General features: G+C 67.6%; 21 protein-coding genes. 8 read left to right on the top strand and 13 right to left on the bottom strand.

Annotated features, from left to right (window positions below; translation table 11 throughout):
• The first annotated feature begins 319 nt into the window (after window positions 1-319).
• Window positions 320-1,060: an SDR family oxidoreductase gene (locus ACWEO7_RS15510; RefSeq protein ID WP_452423878.1), complete on the top strand. Its 741-nt coding sequence runs from the start codon at window positions 320-322 to the stop codon at window positions 1,058-1,060.
• A 28-nt stretch (window positions 1,061-1,088) separates the two neighbouring features.
• Here ACWEO7_RS15510 and ACWEO7_RS15505 read toward each other — a convergent pair whose 3' ends face one another.
• Both ACWEO7_RS15505 and ACWEO7_RS15500 read right to left on the bottom strand, forming a co-directional pair.
• Window positions 1,089-1,394, bottom strand: coding sequence for a WHG domain-containing protein (locus ACWEO7_RS15505; RefSeq protein ID WP_452423876.1), 306 nt, complete (start codon window positions 1,392-1,394; stop codon window positions 1,089-1,091).
• Window positions 1,395-1,504: 110 nt separating this feature from the next.
• A complete protein-coding gene (locus tag ACWEO7_RS15500; RefSeq protein WP_452423874.1) occupies window positions 1,505-1,960 on the bottom strand; it encodes a MarR family winged helix-turn-helix transcriptional regulator in 456 nt (151 codons plus the stop codon).
• A gap of 71 nt (window positions 1,961-2,031) precedes the next feature.
• Here ACWEO7_RS15500 and ACWEO7_RS15495 point away from each other — a divergent pair, with 71 nt between their 5' ends.
• Entirely contained in the window at window positions 2,032-2,979 is a 948-nt protein-coding gene (locus tag ACWEO7_RS15495; protein ID WP_452423873.1) for an NAD-dependent epimerase/dehydratase family protein, read from the top strand.
• Here the strand turns inward: ACWEO7_RS15495 and ACWEO7_RS15490 are convergent.
• The 6 genes from ACWEO7_RS15490 to ACWEO7_RS15465 form a co-directional block, all read right to left on the bottom strand.
• The gene (locus ACWEO7_RS15490) at window positions 2,943-3,845 is read right to left on the bottom strand and encodes a sterol desaturase family protein (protein WP_452423871.1); all 903 of its coding nucleotides are present in this window, start codon (window positions 3,843-3,845) and stop codon (window positions 2,943-2,945) included. The two genes, ACWEO7_RS15495 and ACWEO7_RS15490, sit on opposite strands and share 37 nt — an antisense overlap.
• 47 nt (window positions 3,846-3,892) lie before the next feature.
• On the bottom strand, window positions 3,893-4,645 hold the full coding sequence (locus ACWEO7_RS15485) for a helix-turn-helix transcriptional regulator (RefSeq protein ID WP_452423925.1): 753 nt from the start codon (window positions 4,643-4,645) through the stop codon (window positions 3,893-3,895).
• A gap of 19 nt (window positions 4,646-4,664) precedes the next feature.
• Complete coding sequence (locus ACWEO7_RS15480; RefSeq protein ID WP_379252568.1) at window positions 4,665-5,078, bottom strand: SRPBCC family protein; 414 nt, start codon at window positions 5,076-5,078, stop codon at window positions 4,665-4,667.
• Between the two features lie 61 nt (window positions 5,079-5,139).
• On the bottom strand, window positions 5,140-5,334 hold the full coding sequence (locus ACWEO7_RS15475; protein ID WP_452423869.1) for a hypothetical protein: 195 nt from the start codon (window positions 5,332-5,334) through the stop codon (window positions 5,140-5,142).
• A gap of 289 nt (window positions 5,335-5,623) precedes the next feature.
• Window positions 5,624-6,865, bottom strand: coding sequence for an oxygenase MpaB family protein (locus tag ACWEO7_RS15470; protein ID WP_364436411.1), 1,242 nt, complete (start codon window positions 6,863-6,865; stop codon window positions 5,624-5,626).
• Window positions 6,866-7,296: 431 nt separating this feature from the next.
• Window positions 7,297-7,497 (bottom strand): hypothetical protein, encoded by a 201-nt coding sequence (locus tag ACWEO7_RS15465; protein WP_355080113.1) that lies wholly within the window; start codon window positions 7,495-7,497, stop codon window positions 7,297-7,299.
• Window positions 7,498-7,916: 419 nt separating this feature from the next.
• On the opposite strand from ACWEO7_RS15465, the gene ACWEO7_RS15460 reads away from it, so the two are divergent.
• Window positions 7,917-8,564: a LysM peptidoglycan-binding domain-containing protein gene (locus ACWEO7_RS15460; RefSeq protein WP_452423867.1), complete on the top strand. Its 648-nt coding sequence runs from the start codon at window positions 7,917-7,919 to the stop codon at window positions 8,562-8,564.
• A gap of 13 nt (window positions 8,565-8,577) precedes the next feature.
• Here ACWEO7_RS15460 and ACWEO7_RS15455 read toward each other — a convergent pair whose 3' ends face one another.
• Window positions 8,578-9,819, bottom strand: a complete 1,242-nt coding sequence (locus tag ACWEO7_RS15455; RefSeq protein WP_452423866.1) for a PepSY-associated TM helix domain-containing protein — start codon at window positions 9,817-9,819, stop codon at window positions 8,578-8,580.
• Window positions 9,820-9,988: 169 nt separating this feature from the next.
• Here ACWEO7_RS15455 and ACWEO7_RS15450 point away from each other — a divergent pair, with 169 nt between their 5' ends.
• Window positions 9,989-10,171 (top strand): hypothetical protein, encoded by a 183-nt coding sequence (locus ACWEO7_RS15450; protein WP_452423863.1) that lies wholly within the window; start codon window positions 9,989-9,991, stop codon window positions 10,169-10,171.
• 285 nt (window positions 10,172-10,456) lie between these two features.
• Here ACWEO7_RS15450 and ACWEO7_RS15445 read toward each other — a convergent pair whose 3' ends face one another.
• Window positions 10,457-11,014: a TetR/AcrR family transcriptional regulator gene (locus ACWEO7_RS15445; protein ID WP_452423861.1), complete on the bottom strand. Its 558-nt coding sequence runs from the start codon at window positions 11,012-11,014 to the stop codon at window positions 10,457-10,459.
• Between the two features lie 456 nt (window positions 11,015-11,470).
• Window positions 11,471-11,947 carry an SRPBCC family protein gene (locus tag ACWEO7_RS15440; RefSeq protein ID WP_452423860.1) on the bottom strand — a complete coding sequence of 159 codons (477 nt, stop codon included), beginning with the start codon at window positions 11,945-11,947 and terminating at the stop codon, window positions 11,471-11,473.
• 163 nt (window positions 11,948-12,110) lie between these two features.
• Here ACWEO7_RS15440 and fabG point away from each other — a divergent pair, with 163 nt between their 5' ends.
• From fabG to ACWEO7_RS15420, 4 genes are all read left to right on the top strand, one after another.
• Window positions 12,111-12,863: a 3-oxoacyl-ACP reductase FabG gene (fabG, locus tag ACWEO7_RS15435; RefSeq protein ID WP_452423858.1), complete on the top strand. Its 753-nt coding sequence runs from the start codon at window positions 12,111-12,113 to the stop codon at window positions 12,861-12,863.
• Between the two features lie 81 nt (window positions 12,864-12,944).
• A complete protein-coding gene (locus ACWEO7_RS15430) occupies window positions 12,945-13,784 on the top strand; it encodes a carbohydrate ABC transporter permease (protein WP_452423855.1) in 840 nt (279 codons plus the stop codon).
• Window positions 13,774-14,595 (top strand): carbohydrate ABC transporter permease, encoded by an 822-nt coding sequence (locus tag ACWEO7_RS15425; RefSeq protein WP_452423854.1) that lies wholly within the window; start codon window positions 13,774-13,776, stop codon window positions 14,593-14,595. The genes ACWEO7_RS15430 and ACWEO7_RS15425 overlap by 11 nt, the downstream gene beginning before the upstream one ends.
• The gene (locus tag ACWEO7_RS15420; RefSeq protein WP_452423852.1) at window positions 14,592-15,866 is read left to right on the top strand and encodes an ABC transporter substrate-binding protein; all 1,275 of its coding nucleotides are present in this window, start codon (window positions 14,592-14,594) and stop codon (window positions 15,864-15,866) included. Before ACWEO7_RS15425 ends, ACWEO7_RS15420 begins: the two co-directional genes overlap by 4 nt.
• Before the next feature lie 27 nt (window positions 15,867-15,893).
• Here the strand turns inward: ACWEO7_RS15420 and ACWEO7_RS15415 are convergent, their stop codons facing one another.
• Window positions 15,894-17,177 carry a YhgE/Pip domain-containing protein gene (locus tag ACWEO7_RS15415; protein ID WP_452423850.1) on the bottom strand — a complete coding sequence of 428 codons (1,284 nt, stop codon included), beginning with the start codon at window positions 17,175-17,177 and terminating at the stop codon, window positions 15,894-15,896.
• A 162-nt stretch (window positions 17,178-17,339) separates the two neighbouring features.
• Entirely contained in the window at window positions 17,340-18,464 is a 1,125-nt protein-coding gene (locus tag ACWEO7_RS15410) for an amidohydrolase family protein (RefSeq protein ID WP_452423848.1), read from the bottom strand.
• Between the last annotated feature and the right edge of the window lie 256 nt (window positions 18,465-18,720).

The raw sequence follows: 18,720 nt of genomic DNA, 5'->3' as shown, positions 1-18,720 counted from the left end.
GACGCCTTTCACGCCGAGCCGCTCACCCGCCCGCGGCGACTCCGGCTCCCCCGCCACCCGGTCTTCTCCCGAAACCGAGCGTGCACGACCTGCCCCACCAACACCCCTACAGCGGTTGTCGCCGCTCTTACATCAGTGCCACGAAACGGTGTTGCGGGAGAACGGTGTACGACGGCCACCAGTTCCGAGCGATCGACGCCAGAGACTGACGACCGATGCCCGTGGCGAGAGCGGCGGCGTGGTACCGAGACCGGAACGAACCGGTAACGGTTCCATGAAGCGCGGGCTCCCCGGCGGCACGCCGGGAAAGGCGAGAACCATGAAGCTGACAGTCATCGGCGGTACCGGACGGATCGGCTCGCAGGTGGTGCGCAAGCTGGCCGCGGCGGGGCACGAGGCCGTACCCGCGTCGATGTCCACCGGTGTCGATGTGATCACCGGAGAGGGCCTGGACCGGGCGCTGGAGGGGGCCGAGGTCGTCATCGACCTGGCGAACTCGCCGACCTTCGACGAGGCGTCGGTGGATTTCTTCCGCATCTCCATGCGCAACCTGCTGGATGCCGGGGAGAAAGCCGGTGTCGGGCATCAGGTCGTGCTGTCCATCGTGGGTGTCGACCAGGTGCCCGGCCTGGACTACTACCGGGCCAAGAGCTTGCAGGAAGACCTGCTGCGGCTGGGCCCCACGCCGTACTCCATCGTGCGCGCCACCCAGTTCTTCGAGTTCATGGACGCGGTGCTGTCCTGGACCTCCGACGACGACACCGTCCGCCTGCCCGCCACCCCGATCCAGCCGATGGCCGCCGCGGACGTGGTCGACGCGGTCGTCGAGGTCGCCACCGGTGCTCCGCTGGGCGGAGTCCGCAATGTCGCCGGTCCGGAGGTCTTCCGCCTCGACGACCTCGGCAGGCTCACCCTGGCCGCTCGGCGCGACAGCCGCACCGTCGTCACCGACGACACCGCGGGCATGTTCGCGGACGTTCCCGGCGACGTTCTCACCGCGGGCCCGGACGCCCGTCTGGTCGCTACGCACTACCGAGATTGGCTCGAGAAGCAGCACTGAAGATTTCGCCACCCGCCGGGCTTCGCGGTCAACGGGGTTGCGATGCGCGCGCCGCGTCGACCGCCGGAGCCGGAGCACCGACCAGTTTCACCAGAAAACGTTCGACCTGCTCCGCCAACGGTGTCCAGGGCCGGTCCGGCTGGTGCAACCGCATCGATACCGCACCGTGGACGGCGGCGCGCAGATCGAGCGCGACCGCGGCCGCGTCGTCGGCCGGGACCGCGCCTGCGTCCATGCATCGCCGCACCGCCGCGACTGTGCTCTCCGCCAGCTCCTCCCGGAATGCCATGTCGGTGCGCTGGTTGAGCGCGCTCTCGTACAGCACTTTGTACAAGCCGGAATGCCGACAACGCGGATTCGCGTAGGCCGGAAGCCGAGTACGAACGGCGCGATTCGCCCATCGGCTGCCGACGGTCCGGTTCTCCGCCCATGCGGCCCATAGCGTCAGGACTGCTCTTGCTCGGGATGGGTCACGATGGTTTGCAACGAGTTCCGCAGTTGCTGTGCGGCCTGCGGACTGAGCTGCGCCAGGAACTCACGCTCGGCGGCATCGCTCGCCTTGGTGGCCCGGCGAAGAGTGTCCTGCCCGGTATCGGTCAGTTCTACCACGTTGCGACGCCGGTCGTTCGCGTCCGGATGACGTGCCACCAGGCCCTTGCCTTCCAGAGTGTCCAGCATCGCGACCATCGTGGTGCGGTCGATGCCCAGCCGCTGCGCCGCCTGCTGTTGGGACGTGGGTTCACGGCCCGCGAGGACGAACAGCACGCCGAGCTCGCGCCCGTCGATGCCGTACGGCGCCAACGCTTTCGTATTCAGCTCGGCCATCCGCAACTGCGCGTGCTTGAGCAGGTAGCCCAACCGTCTGCTCAATTCGGGGCCCGGCCCATCCGTCCTAGACACCGGGCGATTCTATCGCTAGCCTGATCGTCAGTAGTACTGATAATCAGCTAGACGACAGAAAGGCTCATGTGATGATCTTGGTCACCGGAGGTCTCGGGTTCATCGGCTCCCACACGGTGCGGGCCCTGCTCGACCTGGGCGAGGGCTGCGTGCTGGTCCAGCGTCGAACCGGCGAGGTACCGGCCGAGTTCGCCGGTGCGCAGGTGGCGGTGGAGCGGGCCGACATCACCGATCTGACGGCGTTGCTCGACGTGGGCACGCGCCACAAGATCACCGGCATCGTGCATCTCGCGGGTTCGATGCCCTGGCCACCCGGTTCCGACGAGCCCATCGAGGGCGCGCGGAAGGCGATCGGCAGTCTGTTCAATGTGATCGAAGCCGCCGAGGCCTGGGGCGTGCCGCGGGTCGGCGTCGCGAGCACGATCGGCGTCTACGCCGGCCTGACCGGTGCGGGCCCACTGCGGGAAGACATGCCGGTTCCGCTGACCGCAGCCCACCCGATACCGGGCTTCAAGAAGATCGGCGAGCTGCTCACCGACCATTTGACCGGGGCGACCGGCATCGAGATCGTCAATTACCGCATCTCCGCCATCTGGGGCCCGCGAGGCCGACCCGCTGACCCGTTCTTCCCGGCCCCTCAGCTCGTTCATGCCGCCACCCGCGGCACCGCGCCGGACCTGTCGTCGCTGCGCTTCCCCGCCTACGCGGACGACGCGATCGACCTGTGCTACGTGAAGGACTGCGGCCGGGCCATCGCACTCCTGCAACTGGCAGACCGGCTCAATCACCGCACCTACAACGTCGCGTCCGGCCGCGCGACGACCAACGCCGAACTCATCGCCGCGATCGAGAATGTCGTCCCGGCCGCCGGGATCGACCTCCCCGCCGGTGGGTCCGGACAACGCAACTACCTCGACATCACCCGTATCCAGCAGGACACCGGCTACCGGCCCGACTACGACACCGAACGCGCGACCGCCGACTACATCGCCTGGCTGCGCGCGGGCAATGAGCGCTGAGCGGGTTTCGTGGCCCCGCAAGCGCCGCTGGGCCGGAAGGGTTCGACGAGTTGGGCGAGATAGCCGCCGGGGTAGTGGGGCTTGGCGGCCATCCCGAGGTCGTCGCTGGTGAAGCGGCGGTCCGGGTCGTAGGAGTAGGTGCGCAACAGGTGATCCCAGAACAAGGTGAACAGTCCGAAGTTGACGTCACCGATGCCCGCCCATTTCAAGTGGTGGAACCGGTGTGCCTGGTTGAGCGCGAGCACGGTACGCAGGGGGCCTACGCGGTAGTCGACGTTCGAGTGTTGCAGTAGGAGTTGCACCGCGACGGTGAACGCGAGGGCGGAAGCCACCGAGGTGGGCAGGCCCAGCAGTACGAGCGGGGTGACACCGGCGACGGTCTCCAGGGTCTGGTGCAGGGGATGTTTCATCAGTCCGTTGAAACCGTAGGCGCGTTCGACGCTGTGGTGCACGGCGTGCAGCCGCCACAGCGCGGGAATCTTGTGGCTGGCCAAGTGGGTCAGCGTGATGCCGAGATCAGCGACGAGAACCGCGACCAGCACCTGAATCGGGAAGGGCCACCGGTGCGGCCAGACATCGGCGGAAGGGATCAGCGCGGCCATCAGCGGCAGTGCGGCCACGCCGCCGAGGGTGAGCAGTTCGTTGACCACGGCGTGCGCGGTGTCGCGCCGACCGTCGTCGTGGGCGCGGTTCCAGTCGTCGTGGTAGGGCAAGATCCGTTCGGCGGCGAACGATGCGGCGATCGCGAGTACCAGCAGCGGCAACAGCCATACTTTGCCGACGCCGGTGGCGATGACGGCCAGCGCGGCGCCGTTGACCGCCAAGAGCATGAACGGCACGTAGCCGTAGCGAACCAAGGTGTGCATGCCGTTCAGCGTGGGGCCGCGGTCCCGATGGCGCTTGAACGGATTCGCTACGGCCGCACCATGGTGACCGCACCGGCGAGTTCGGAGGGGGTGAGCCCGAACATCTCGCGGCAGACTCGGGTGAGATGCGCGCTGTCGGCGAAACCCGCGGCGTGCGCGGCCTCGGTGAGCGTGCCGCCGCGACGGGCGTGGTCCATCGCTCGTCGCAGGCGCGCCCACCGCAGATACGGTGGGAACGCCAGCCCGAGCTCGGCACGGAACAGATGACCGAGTCGACTCGCCGACAGTCCGACCGCGGCGGCGAGCTCGGCCAGACGCAGCGGGCCGTCGAGCAGGTCCGGCAGCAGCTCCAGCGCGCGAGACAGCGCCGGGTGTCGGGCAGCGCCGGTGGGAGCGGGATCGCCGATCAAGGCCGTCAGTGCGGCGTGCGCCAGTTGCCGGGGATCCCGCTCGCCGTCGCCGAGGTCGAGCAGTGGCAGCGCGGCCCGCGACCACGCGGTGACCGAGTCGACGGCGCTCCCGGTGCGCCGCACACAATCGGTCAGCGCGCGCCCGAGGGGCGACTGCGCGTCGGCGAAGACGAGCAATCCCGTTGCCGTGCCGGTGGTTTCGTGCGGCACACCGGGAGGGATCAGCGCCGCTCGCCCCGCCCAGTGGCGGCCCGCGTCGTCGCGCAGACCGACGGAGCCGTTGGCGCTGAAGATCAATTGCGCGGCGGCATGATGGTGGCGGTGCGCGCTCCCGAGCCGCCCCGTGTACAACAATTTGCCCGGGTACAGCGTCGCGGTGCCCTGCCACATGTCCGACACCTTCCGATCCTTACGACTCGGCCGCCGCAGCTTCGATCGCCTGCTTCATCTCCGCGAGACCGTATTCGGTACGAATCCGCACTTCCGGCGCGGCCGACTCCGGCAAGACATCGGTGATCCAGATCAGCCGACCGCGCTCCCCCTCGGCGCGAACCTCGAACGAAGCGTGGTGATAGTCCAGCGCGGGCCTGGCGCCTTCGACGACGGAGTACGCCAAGCGGCGGGCCTCGTCATCGATGGAGACGATCAGTTCACGGATCACATGCCCGTCCGGGAAAGTCAGCCAACGCCGCGCTCCCTCGAGGCGGGTGTCGACGACCCGGCCGGGCAGCAGACGTCGATGCACGGCGCCGACATCACGCACGACATCCCAGATGTGGCGCGGCGAAGCGTCGATCACGATCTCATGGCGAATCGCTGTCATGGGCCGACGCTTTCTCGTCGTGGGTCAGATCATCGTCAATCTACTCGAGCCCGGGCGCCGATCACCGCCACAGACCGCCGCAGGGCAGCTCGGGCAACTCGACGTGGACATCGTCATCGATCGTGACGATCAGGTCCGGATGACTGCGCGCCAAGTCGGCGGCCAGACTCCGGGCCTGTTCCGCGCACGCCCGGTAGTCCAGGACAAGGGCGCCGGATTCGATGTGGATGTGCCGGATGTGCTGCGGGTTCGTCATGTCCACCGCACTGGCCGGTGTGTTGTCGGTACGGCATACTCCGCGCCACCTCCAGACATCGATCGCAGCGCGGCCGAGCCATGCGAAGGACCGAGCGCCCTATGGCTCATGTTTCCGAACTCCTCGTAACTTAGACCGAGATCAACCCTTCGATCGCGCGCCCATCAGCGCGCTTATGGCGAGGAGAAGGTCCATCTCGGCGATCTAACCGCAAAGAACAGTCAGTAACTTACCAGCTATCGCCGATGCACTCCAGAAGGCTTCGAGAGCGCATCGGCGTCCGGAAGGCTCACCGCGGCGGCTGGCTCATGTCCCGGTTCATGGTGGGGATCTCGATGCTGATCGGCATCCGCAGTTCCGCCAGATAGAGCAGCGCCGCCCTGCGGAGGAATTCGTCGAACAGCCAGTAGGCATCCGGCGCGAGCGGCACCACGGGCAGGAGACCTTCACGCACGGCGATGAAGGGCCCCCAGCTCACCCGCAGCAGCGGGTCCCAGACCGGCTCCCTGGCGATGGCCAGCCCGTCGGCGATCTTGTCGCCGAGCAGGAAGCGGGTGAAGGCGCCGAGCACCGGTTTGGTGAGGACGGCGAAGTCGAGGTTCGCCCCGAGGCGCAGCAGCCGGTCGGCCAGCTTGGCGCCCTCCGGGGTCGGCGCCAGGATCGGATCCAGCACCTGCGCGGCCTGCGAGTCGGCCTCCGCCCAGGAGTTGGGAATGTATTCGTCACGGATGCCGAGCATGTGCGCGCCCACCTGCCACGAATGCAGGAACGCCTCCGACTCCGCGACGGGCATCGGCACCTGCCACGCGGTCAGATGCTTCATCACGGTGGTCGGCAGGCTGTGCCAGGTGACCATCAGGTCGTTCTGGCTGATCGGGATGTCCTCCTCGGCGGAGTACACCCAGTGCGGGGACTGCGGCAGCAAGTGACGCACAGCGGCATGAACCAGCCGGGTCTTCACGCAGGTCACGACCATCTCACCGGCGGGCGCGTAGGCATTCGCGGTCCCGATGTCGTAACCGAGCTTGGCGGTCTTCAAGATGCGGTCCTTCAGGTCGTGACCGCCCTTGGAGTAGTAGACCGCGCGCGCCTCCTTGGGAATGACCGTGCTCATCATCCCGCTGGCCAGCCCGTAGAGCACGCCGAGATACAGCCCGCGCTTCTTGTTGAACTCGACGGCGGTGGCCAGCTTTCCGCGATCAGCCCAGGGCGGCAGCTGACGTGCGTACTCCATGAAGTCGCGCAGATCCGGCGGCAATCCGTCCGGCAAAGGCTGCCCGTTCGCGGTCCAGGTGCGCAACAACTCGTTGACCCTCGGCACCTCCCCCCGGTCGATCAGAGAGGCGACCAACTGATCCGCCTCGGGATCCCAGACGGTGAGCGGGTCGGCCCCTTCACCGGAGCCGGCCACCGAACCCTGCGGGGACCACGTCCACGGCTCCGCGCGCGCGGGGGTCGCCATGGCCAGCGCGCCGAGCGCGCCCAACACCCCACCGGCTTTCAACGCGTTGCGCCTGCTGAGTCCATCCATGTCTGCGCCACTCCTCATTGAGCCGAGCGCCGCCGTGGTGATGCGACGAAAGACCGGCAGCACTCAACATCGCCGTCGCAGCGATAAGAACAGTGATTAACTTAACAAGCTTGGCGCTTGTTGTCCCGACTTTTCCGTAACTTGCCGGTGCCGATCGCACCATGGTCGGCACTCGCGCGGCTCCGGCAGAAAATCCAGCACGATCAGCACATTCGCCGTATTTGAACACTCGATCAGCCACTCTCCGTAGAACGGCATCCGGCGTGCCATCAGGACCTCCGCGCCTATCACTACCTGCGTCATTCGCTAATAGCTAGTCACATAGACAGTTGGTCACGCAGTCTTCTCGCTGCCGTGCCACCGCGGATCATGACCGCCGCACAACGAAACGGGCCGGGCGGTTGTACCGCCCGGCCCGTCTTCGGTCGACGTCAGCGACCGGCGTGGCTGTGCTGTCCGCCGCGCACCTTCGCTTCGTTGGGCTGCGCTTCGGCGCCCTTGCGTCCGGCCGCACTCGGATCGGCCGAGTTACGCTCGCCGAAGCTGCCGGTGCTGGCCTGGCCGCCGCGACGCGCCTGCTCCTCGGTGTCGGAACGGTTGCCGAACTGGCCCGGGTTCTTCTGGTCTGCCATCACTTGCTCCTTTCGGCAGCGGATGAAACCGACTGTGGCTCTTGGCGCCACGTCTTCGTGCTACCCCTGACCCAGCGCTCGAATCAGCCTCGGCGCTTCTTCACACGATCGAAAAGAACTGTCCGGAAACGGCTTATACGAGCCGCCCCCGGAAGCTGGTCGCGGCATCCGACCGGGCCACACCGGCTGGGCGCCACCTGCGTATCCGGCGAGACCAACCGGGTAATCGGGACGCCGCCCCGGCGGGATCGCGGCGAGCGCCGCCGGAAACGAGTAGTCGCCTACGCACGATCGCGCGGCCGATCGCGACGAGCATTCGGTAGCGCCACATCCGTTCGTGGACGGCAGGTGCGCGTGCGAGACAAGCGGGAATCGGGGTTCGCGGCGCCGGCTGTCAGCAGTGCAGAAAGGCCGAAGAGATGAAGAAGTACGAAGTCCAACCCGGCGACACCCTCTCCGCGATCGCGCATCGGGAGTACGGAGACGGCAGCCTGTTCCCGGCGATCGCCCGCCAGAACCACCTCGCCGATCCGAATTCGATCGACGTCGGACAACAGCTCCTGATCCCCTACATCACGCGGCGCCACCTCCTCACCACGCCCGACTCCACCGCGGTGCGCAAGCAGATCACCCAGCGCTACTACGGAACCGAGGACACCGGCGTCCAGCTGATCTGGGAAGTCGTCAACGGCGTGGCGCAACGTGTCATCCAGCCCGGCGCGTGGCTGCACATTCCGGAGCTCGCCGATGTCGGTCACCACACGGTGACGGAAAACGAAACCCTGGCGATACTCGCCGAGCGCTGGTACGGCGACGCGAATCTCGCCCTGGTGATCGCACTGGCCAACCACTTGCCCTCGGGCACCGAACCGGCTCCCGGCCACGTGCTCGTCGTGCCCGGCCTGAACCGCCGCCGCGGCGTCGCGGGCGACACGCTGCGCTCGATGTGCGAGGACCAGTACGGTCCCGCGGATCTGGACACCAGAGTGGAAGTCGTCGCGGCGGCGAATCACATCGCCGAGCCCGAAGCGCTCTTCTCCCGCCAGGTGATCCACTTCCCGTCGTGACCGTGGTCGGCCGCTACATCGTCGCGTGAGCGCGGCGGCGCCGGGTCCGGCGCCGTAACAGCCAGGTCGACAGGCCGGTGATCGCCAGCGCGAGCGGTGTCAGGCCGAAGGCCAGCCAGATCAGTCGCCACCAGCCGTTCACCAGCCAGCCGAAGTGAGCGGGCTCGAAGACTTTGGCGTAGAAGGTGTTCGCCAGCGGCCGGTCGTGGCTCGCGTCGACCACCTTGATGTCGGAATCGTCATGGGCGTTCACGTAGACCATGACGTCACCGCTGTAGAAGAGGCGGTGCTCGCGCGGGGAGTAGGCCCCGGCGACGACGGCGCGGTAGTACGGGGCGGCGTCCGTGGGCAGCAACAGGTAGGCGAGTCGGCCCGGCGCGGCACGATCCGCGATCGCCGTGGCCTCGCCGATGGACAGCGGGGGCCGTCGGGCATCGCTCGACCGCGGCACGAAAGACCTCTCGGTTCGTTCGAGGGTCGTGGTGCCGCCGGTCGCCATGAGCCAAGCCCGTTGCACGGCAGGCCATTCGATGGCGGTGCCGGTGATGCCCCACACCAACAGGAACGGCACCGCGAGAATACCGACGACGCCGTGCAGGTCGCGGTCCCGGGCGAAGCGTCCCTTCCGCAGCCGGACCCGGAATCCGTGGCGCAGCCGTGCGAGTGACGGCCACCAGATGACGGCGCCGGACACCGCGAGCGAAACCAGCAGGACGCCGAGCGCGCCGAGAATCACCGCGCCCCATTTGATGCCGAGGAGCGGAGCCTGATTCTCCAGGATCGGGATCGCGCGGGAGTAGCGCGCACAGCCGAACGCGCAGTTGTGCAGGTTGGTCAGCCAGCCGAGAACGCCGTCGGTCAGGTTCACCCGCTCGTTGATTCGGCCGGTGCCGGGATCGACGGAGTAGGCGGCGGTGTACTTCGTGTTCCCGATCGCGATCACGCCGCCGTCTCTACCGACCCAGCCGACGTCGAAGCCGGGGTCGGTGGCACGCACCATCGCGACGGCCTGTTCGGCGTCGATCACCGCCGGCGCGTCCGTATGGCGATAGAACGATGCGTGTCGAGCCCGGAAAAATTCCGCGTGGTAGAGCAGGATCGCGCCCGAGGTCGACTGGATCACCAAGACCGAGCCGAGAATCAGCGCCGACCAGCGATGGATCGAGATCAGCCTGCGGCGTACCGGTTTTCGGGATCGCTTCGGTGATCCGACGATCCGCTTGCCAGGCTCGCGCACCACCACGGTCGTGTTCATAAGGTTAGGCTAACTTCAAAATCCGAGCTTCCCAATGGGGGCATGGCAGCCCGGAGGGCTTGTCTACACCACCTCACCGGCGGATGATCTGATCAGAGTCACCCCGGACTCGGATCCACGTTGCCGGGCCGGGTTCGGATCGCCCTATCGCTCAGCCAAGGAAATCACCATGATCACCAAAGCCACGCAAGCGATCGCCGCAGCCGCTCTCACACTCACCATCGGGGCCCTTTTCGCCCCGGCAGCCTCCGCCGCACCGGCTTCACCAGTACCGACGAACGACGCCCTCGGTTCGGTCACGGTATGCCTCAATATCCCACTGGGCCCGGCCAGCATCAGCTTCTGCATCTGAGGTCACCGCACACCCGGTACCGGCGAACGGAGGCCATCCGCGCGGGCCCCGAAGGGCTCGACCACGGCGGCCACGGGCGGCATCCCGAGCAATCGAGTCGTCGGCGGGCACGTTACCCCGCGGGCCCGAGGTCGACGCCGTATCCCGGGTGCATGCGCGGTGCTCTCCCGGTCCGGCACACTGCGAATTCGCCAACGGGCTCCTGCACGTGATCCGTTCGCTCGACCGCGTCGCCGACGCACTGGCGTCGATCGCGCGGCGTGACACGCGACGAACGCGCGCCCTTCAGCCGCGCAGAGCGCGGTCCAGCAACGCCCATGCCTGCCGGGCGGTCTCCTTCTTGGACTGCGCATCGGTCTTCGACAGCACGGCCGCCAGCATCGCCAGCGCCAGGACCACGTCCGCGGTGGTGATGTCGGCGCTGATCGTGCCGCGCTGACGCGGATCCTCCAGCTTCTCCGTGATGAGGGTGATCAGCCGTCGCGCCACCTCGAACAGGCGCATGTCGTCGGTGTTGGTGGGATGGATCATCGCGATGAACGCCGCCGAGGTGGTGATCTGATCGACCATGATCGCCAGCAGATCGTCCACGGTGACCGCGGGATCGTCCGCCAGCGCCTCGATGCCCTCGATGTTCTCCTCGAACACCGCGAGAGCGATGCTCTCCCGAGTCGGGAAGTGCCGGTAGAGCACGCCCTGCCCCACGCCGGCGGCCCGCGCGATGGAGCTGAACGGCGCGTCGAAGCCACTGTCCGCGAAAACCTCCCGCGCCGCCTGGATCAAGGCCGCCCGATTGCCGGCCGCCGCCTTCGGCCCCCTGTTCACACGGCGTGGCGAGGTCATTCGGGCAAGGCTACCGGACCATCGCCGACCGCCACGCAGCACGCCGGAGGGCCGGCACGGATGCCGGAATCCGACCGGATACAGCCGCGCCGTATTGACGCGGCGCGGTGATCTCACGACCCTGACCGAGTAACCGGACAATACAGTCCGGCATGGCGAGGGGGTCGGCTCGGCCCGGCTCGGCGAGTAGGGACGCCGTTGCGCCAGGACGGATTCGACACTCGTTCGACGCCACCATGCCGCATCGGGTGGTCCGGATACACGATGACGCTGCCGTCACCGCGGCGTCGCGGTAGCGGCCGGTGGCGCCGGGCCACCGGCCGGCCGTGTCTCAGCCCTGAACCACCACATCGTGCGTGCTCTGCGGCTCCGGCGCGACTGGACCGGGCCGCATCGCGGTGGTCCGGCGTGGGTGTTCCGAGGCCACGATATTCGGCGCCCGGGCGACGACGCCGACTACTGCTGCGACGAAACCGCTTGCTGCTCGGCCAGTTCGGCGAGCCGGTCGAGGGAGGCCGACAGCTTGTCCGCGGTGGTCGCGCGCGCCCGGACTTGGCGCTTCTCGTCGGTCAGCGATGTCCAGTCGTAGGTGTGGGTGACCCGGGTGCGGCCATCGCCCACCGCCTCCAGTTCCCAGCGCCAGAGGTGGCCGGGCGGCTGCTTGCCCGGTTCCGACGGATGCCACGCGATGCGGCTGCCCTCGGTGAACTCCACCACGTGGTTGTCGCGCACAGCCCCGTTGGTCAGGGTGGTGCTGAACACCGCTCCGGCTTCTCGCACCCGCTGCCCCGCCGCGGCCTCGGCCAAGTTGTCGTTGCCGTCCCAGCGCGGCTGCTCGGCGGGATCGGCGATGAGCTCGAAGATCTCCGCGGGAGTCGCGTTGATCTCACGGCTGGCGCGGACGATACGGGGAACCTCGTTCTGCTCGGTCACGTGCCGATCGAAGCATCCGGGTCGAGAGCCGGGCAAGCCTTCCGCTCGAGGCCGGTGTTAATTCCCCGGCGCCGATCCGGCGACCGATCCGCCTCCCGGCCACGGCGGACCGGTGCGGTAAGACTGATTCGATCCGACATCCGATCGACGAAGGGACGCGCTCATGGGCGAGCGAGTTGCAGTAGTGTCCGGCGCCGCACGAGGGATCGGCGCGGCGATCGCCAAGCGCTTGGCGGCGGACGGGCTTCGGGTCGGCGTGCTCGACCTCGACGCGGCCGCCTGCGCCGACACGGTCGGCGCGATCACCGAGGCGGGCGGCCGAGCCGTCGCACTCGGCGCCGACGTGTCGAACGAGGAGTCGGTCGCCGCCGCCGTCGCGCAACTGGAGAACGAACTGGGCGCGCCGACGGTCGTGGTGAACAACGCCGGCATCCTGCGCGACAACCTCCTGTTCAAGATGAGCGTCGAAGACTGGGACGCGGTGCTGCACGTGCACCTGCGCGGCGCCTTCCTGCTCACCCGCGCGGTGCAGAAGCACATGGTCGAGCAGAAGTGGGGACGGGTCGTCAACATGTCCAGCACTTCGGCGCTCGGCAATCGCGGCCAGGCGAACTATTCGGCGGCGAAGGCCGGTTTGCAGGGCTTCACCAAGACCCTCGCTTTCGAGCTGGGCAAGTTCGGCGTCACGGCCAACGCCATCGCTCCCGGGTTCATCGTCACCGACATGACCGCCGCCACCGCCGCGCGCGTCGGCGTTTCCTTCGAGGACTTCCAGAAGGCCGCCGCCACACAGATCCCCGTGCAGCGCGTCGGCACACCCGAGGACATCGCGCACACCGCCTCGTTCCTGGTGAGCGAGGGCGCCGGTTTCGTTTCCGGCCAGGTGATCTACGTGGCGGGCGGCCCGACCAACTGACGACTCGCCCCCGCCCGCCGTGCCGGGGCGGGCGGGGGCGGTAACGTCGCAGCACATGAATCGGCGTGAGCTCGTCGCAGCATGACGAGCTATATTCTCTTGCTGCCGAGCCTGATCGGTGTCGGCGCGTTCCTGGTGCTGCCGATTCTGGTGGTGGCCTGGCTCAGTCTGCACAGCTGGAATCTGTTGGGACCGATGGAGTTCGTCGGACTGCGCAACTGGCGGTCGGTGCTGGGAGACGCCGCGTTCGGCCACGCCCTGCTGGTGACGCTGGCGTTGACCGCGATCGTGGTGCCCGCGCAGACGGCGCTGGGTTTCGCGGTCGCGGCGTTGCTGGCCCGGCGGCGCGGCGCGACGGGTATCCGGGTCATGTACGCGCTGCCGTGGATGTGCGCACCGGTGGCGGTGGGTGTGGTGTGGCAGTGGATGTTCGCTCCCACCGGTGGCGCCGTCAACGCCGCGCTCGGCCGGCGGGTGGAATGGCTCTCGGATCCGGCGCTGGCGCTGCCGTCGGTGGCCGCGGTGAGCGTATGGGCGAACTTCGGTTACGTGGCGCTGTTCTTCGTGGCCGGAATCCGCGCGATCCCGGGCGAGATCCTCGACGCCGGTGCGCTGGACGGGGCCACCGGCTGGCGCCGGATCCGCTGGCTGATCCTCCCGCTACTGCGGCCCACCATGTTCTTCGTACTGGTCACCGGCGTACTGACCGCGTTCCAGACCTTCGACACCGTATACGCGTTGACCAAAGGCGGACCGGGCGACCGCACCGATGTGCTCGCGATGCGGATCTTCACCGAGGCATTCGACGCCGCACGGCCCGGCCGCGCCGCCGTCATGGCGCTCGTGGTGTTCGCGGTCATGTTCGCGATCACCGTTGCGCAGCACCGCTACTTCCGGGATCGGACGACCTATGAGTTCTGATCGCTTACGTTCGGCGTCCGCCTACGCGGTCCTCTCGGCCGGAGCGTTGCTGACCGTGGCGCCCCTGCTGCTCAGCGCGCTCACCGCCGTCAAGACACCCGGCCAGTTCGCGACCGGATCGCCGCTGGCGCTGCCGCATCCGGTCACCGCCGACAACTTCCGGACCGTACTGGACTACGGGTTCGGGCGTGCGGTGCTGGTGACCGCGTTGATGACGGTGTTCATCACCGGCGGCCAATTGGTCACTTCGGTGCTGGCGGCATACGCGTTCGCCCGCACCGATTTCCCGGGCCGCGATGCGCTCTTCTGGGTGTATCTGGGCACCATGATGGTGCCGCCGATGGTGACTCTCATCCCGCTGTACCTGATGTTCGCGCACCTGGACCTGCTGAACACCTTCTGGGCGCTGGTGCTGCCGTTCGTGTTCGGATCGCCCTACGCGGTCTTCCTGCTGCGTCAGTACTTTCGGGCGATTCCGCAGGAGCTGATCGGCGCGGCGCGGCTGGACGGCGCGAACACCCTCGACATCATCGTGCACGTCATGGTGCCGATGAGCAGGCCGGTGCTGGCGACCTTGACGCTCATCACGATCGTCTCGCAGTGGAACAACTTCATGTGGCCGCTGGTCGCGAGCAGCGGCCGCTCGTGGCAGGTGCTGACGGTGGCGACGGCGAATCTGCAGACCCGCTACAACGCGCAGTGGACCCTGGTGATGGCGGCCACGACGCTGGCCATCGCGCCGCTGGTGGTGCTGTTCGTGATCTGCCAGCGGCAAGTGCTGCGCTCGATCGCGTGGACAGGGGTGAAATGAGGACATCGACCCGCGTGGTGCTCGCCCTCGCACTCGCCGCGGCACTGCTGGTCGCGGCGGCCCTGTGGCTCGGCCGTGACGGCGACGGGTCCGGCCGCACCGTGGTGGGGTTGCGGATCTGGGACGAGAGTCTCGTACCCGCCTACCAGGCCTCGCTCGCGGAGTTCGAGCGGGCGAATCCGGACCTCGCAGTGCGGATCACGGTGGTGCCGTGGTCGTCGTATCGGCAGAAACTCCGCCTGGACGTGGCCGGTGGCACTGCCGACGATCTGTTCTGGACCAATCTGTACGAGGACTACGCCGATGCCGGGCGGTTGCTCGACATCGGGGCGACGCTCGGTCCCGAGGCCGCGAGTGCCTGGGACCCCTCGGCGGTCGCACAGTACACGCGCGCCGGGAAGCTCTGGGCTGTACCGCAATTCGTCGATGCCGGAACCGGGGTGTACTACAACCGCGACCTGCTCGCGGCCGCGCACATCGATCCCGCGGAGCTGACCGCGATGCGGTGGAGTCCCGGCGACGACGACACCCTGCGTCCACTGCTGCGCAGACTGGCGGCGGTCGCGCCGTGGGCGTACAACGCGGGTCACGACTTCCAGTCCATCGAACTGCCCTATCTGGGCTCGAACGGAGCGCGTTTCCAAGACGACCACGACAATTTCGTCTTCGACAGCCCGCAGGGCGTGGCGGCGTTCGACTATCTGGTGCGATTGATCGCCGACGGACTCGCGCCATCGCCCGCGGACACCAACACCAATCCCGACTTCGCGAAGAACGCTTTTTTACAGGGCAAATTGGCGCTGCTGCAGTCCGGGACATTCAATCTCGCGCAAATCTCCGAACAGGCCCGCTTCGAGTGGGGCGTCGCGCTGCTGCCCGCGGGCCCAGCGGGGCGGGTGAGCACGAACAACGCGATCGGTGTCGCGGGTAACGCGGCCACCCGGCATCCCGACGCGGTGCGCCGGGTGCTGGCCTGGCTCGGCAGCGGCGCGGGCAACCGCCACCTGGGCGAGGGCGGCGCCACCATCCCGGCAGTCGTGTCCGAACAGCAGCGCTATCGCGACTACTGGGCCGGGAAGGGCGTGGACGTCTCCCCCTTCTTCGACGTACTCCGCGGCCCACGCATCTCCTCTGGTGGCGGACCGGGTTTCTCGGCCGCGCTCCGCGCCGTCGACCCGATTTTCGCCGAAATGTATCTCGGCCGGATTCCGGTGCCGGAAGCGTTGTCCCGCGCCCAGGCCGCGGCCGAGGCCGCCGTCGCGGAGAACTGAGCGAGCGCCGGGGACGATCCGGCCGCCTTAGGGTGCGGTGCCGCGATTCGCGGTGCGCGTCAATCCTTTCCGGTCGTAGAACGCCGTCACCGCCGCGCCGGAGCACAAGCCGATGACCAGGCCGAGCAACGCCATCCAGACACCGCGTTCCAGGCCCGCCGCGGCTCTGGCCTCGAAGTACAGGATCGCGCGGACGCCGAGGAAGACCTGATGCATCGGCTCGAATGTGGACAGCCAGGCGAAGTACGTAGGCGTCGCCTCGATGGGCACGGTTCCGCCTGCCGAGGGCAACCCCAGCACGATGAACAGGATCAGGTTGACGAGCATGCCCGCGGCGCCGAAGGCGGCGAGTATCGACAGCGCGGTGGCGCCCACGGCGAGGATGGCGAACGCGGAATAGAGGAACAGCAGCAAGGCTTTGTCGATGGGCATGTCCAGGGCCGTACCGACCCCGAGGAACACACCGGACACGATCGGCGCGGCGACGGCGAGCACGCCCCATTTCAGCAGCAATGTGCGCAGCCGGGAGATCGGAGTGGGCGGATAGTGCACGTACCACGGCCCGTACTCGGTCGGCGTGAATCCGAGCGAAGCGTCCACCATGGTGTGGATGATCATGGCGCCGGTGAATCCGGCCAGCAGGATCAGCAGCGTGTAGAAGAAGGCCGACAACCCGCCGCCGGTGCCTTCGGGCAGTGGCCGATACGGCGCGATCACCACGTCGATCGGCTCGGCCAGCAGCAACTGGCTGGCTCCGGCCAATTGCGGCGCGGGTCCGCCGGAGGACCGCAGTTGTTCGTCCACCGCGGCGGTGAGCTGCTGTCCGACCGTGGTGTTGACCGCGCCCAGTGCCTGTTCGGCGATACGCAGCGTGATCTGCGTGGCGTAGGTGCCGGTGCGCGGATTGGTCTGCACGGTGATCACCGGCCGGTCGACCTTTCCGGATACCACACCGGAGGCGCCGAGGATCGCGAGCCGCTTGGTGAAATCACTCGGGATGACAATCGCGCCGTAGATCTTGCCGTCGCGCATCAGCAACTGCGCTTCGGTGATGCCGATGACGCGCAGGTCGACCTTGTCGGCCGGGATGTTCCCGGTGAGCGCTGCGGTGATCTGGTTGCCCACGTTGGCCGGTTTCCCGGCGAGTGTGTCGCCCGCATCCTGGTTCACGACGGCGAGCGGCAGGTCGTGCAGATTCTTCTCGGGGTTGACGACGTACCCGAGATACATCACCGATAGCAACGCCATGAGCAGCGTGACGACGACAAGGGGTCGGATCCAGGTACGGATTCGCGTGGGTTTCGCTGCCATGGAACCGGCTCCTCTCGCGGCGGGACAAAAGACTGCTCGGCGGCGCGGACGTATTCGGCGAACTGCTGGTTATCTTCACCCGTGCGCGCGGACATCCCGAAATCGTGGTCCGGAGTTTCGCCGGGAAACCCTGCGCGCCGTCGATCGCGAGTGGCCCGGCGCTCACGCGTCGATCGCCGCGGCCAAGCGGGGCAGCTGCCGCAGCGGATTGATCCGCTCGACCTCCATCCGCTGATCCGCGTCGAAGATGTCGCTGAGCCCGGGGGCAGGATCGTGCGTGCCGGTCTGCGGCAGGGTGAGCGCGCTGAAGGGCCAGTCGGAACCGAAGACGACGTGCTCGCGCTTCCCGACGGCGAGCACACTCGCCATCGCCGCGGCCGATCCGCTGAGCGCGGTGTCGTAATAGAAGTTCGCGATCTGGCGTTGTGTGTCGAGTACCGACGGCCTGGGCAGATCGTCGGGCCACAGTTCGCCGAGCACCGTTTGCGACGCGACGCTGACGCGGTGGGACAGGAACGGAAGTGTCCCACCCGCGTGCGCGAGCTGGAAACGGATGTTCGGGTAGCGCCGCGTCGTGCCGGTGGCCATCATCAAGGTCGCCGCGCGCGTGGTGTCGAAGGTGAATTCTTCGAGGAAGTCCGGCAGCGGCAGCTTCGGTTTGGCCTCGGCGGGGATGGCGGCCGGATGCACGAAGACATAGGCGCTGCGTTGGTTCAGCGCGATCAGCAATGGCTCGAAACGCGGGTCACCGAGGTAGACGCCGTCGTAGGCGGACAGCAGCACCACACCGTCGAGGTGCAGTTCGTCCAGCGCGTAGACGGCTTCCGCGACGGAGGCGGCAACGTCGGGCATCGGCAGCACCGCGAAGGCGCCGAATCGCTTCGGATGCGTTTGCAGCAGCTTTGCGGCATACGTGTTGCAGTAGCGGGCCAGGTCGTTCGCCTCCTTGCCACGCAGGAACGACACGCCGGGGTCGGAGACCGCCAGCGCCTGCGCCTGGATGCCGTAGTAGTCCATGAACGCCAGCGCCTGTTCCGGGGACCAATCCGGCGTCGGATATCCGCCGATGGTGACGTGACCGTGGTCGAGCAGGGCCGCGCGGTAGTCCGGCGGCAGAAAGTGCGCGTGCAGGTCGATTCGGTAGGTACCCGACGGCGCAGGTTGCCCGGTACGAGCCGGGGTCGCTCGAGCGATAGCCGCCGTAGCGGCGATGCCGAGCGTTCCGGCGACAACGCCGCCCAAGGCGCGACGCCTGCTCGTCTTCCTGCGGAATCGGGAATCGGTCATAGCAGTCCTCACTCGTCCGGACGGGTAAACGGACCGGTCCGCCGATGCTTCTCGCACCGCCGTACGGTATGCGATGAAATCATCAGATACGACGAAAGTATCGTCAAGAGTAAATGAGGAAATGGTCAGGACCGTGGAGAGATTCAACTGTCGAGGCGTACCTACGCGGAGACGAACCGCATGGAAGACGGCCGAGTCATCGCCGTTGGCGGAGATGATCGGCTACTGAGCCGCTGAAGTGGATCGAAAGGCGGAG

The organism is Nocardia sp. NPDC004260 (genome assembly GCF_053603155.1).
This window is presented reverse-complemented; position numbering and strand designations above follow the sequence as displayed.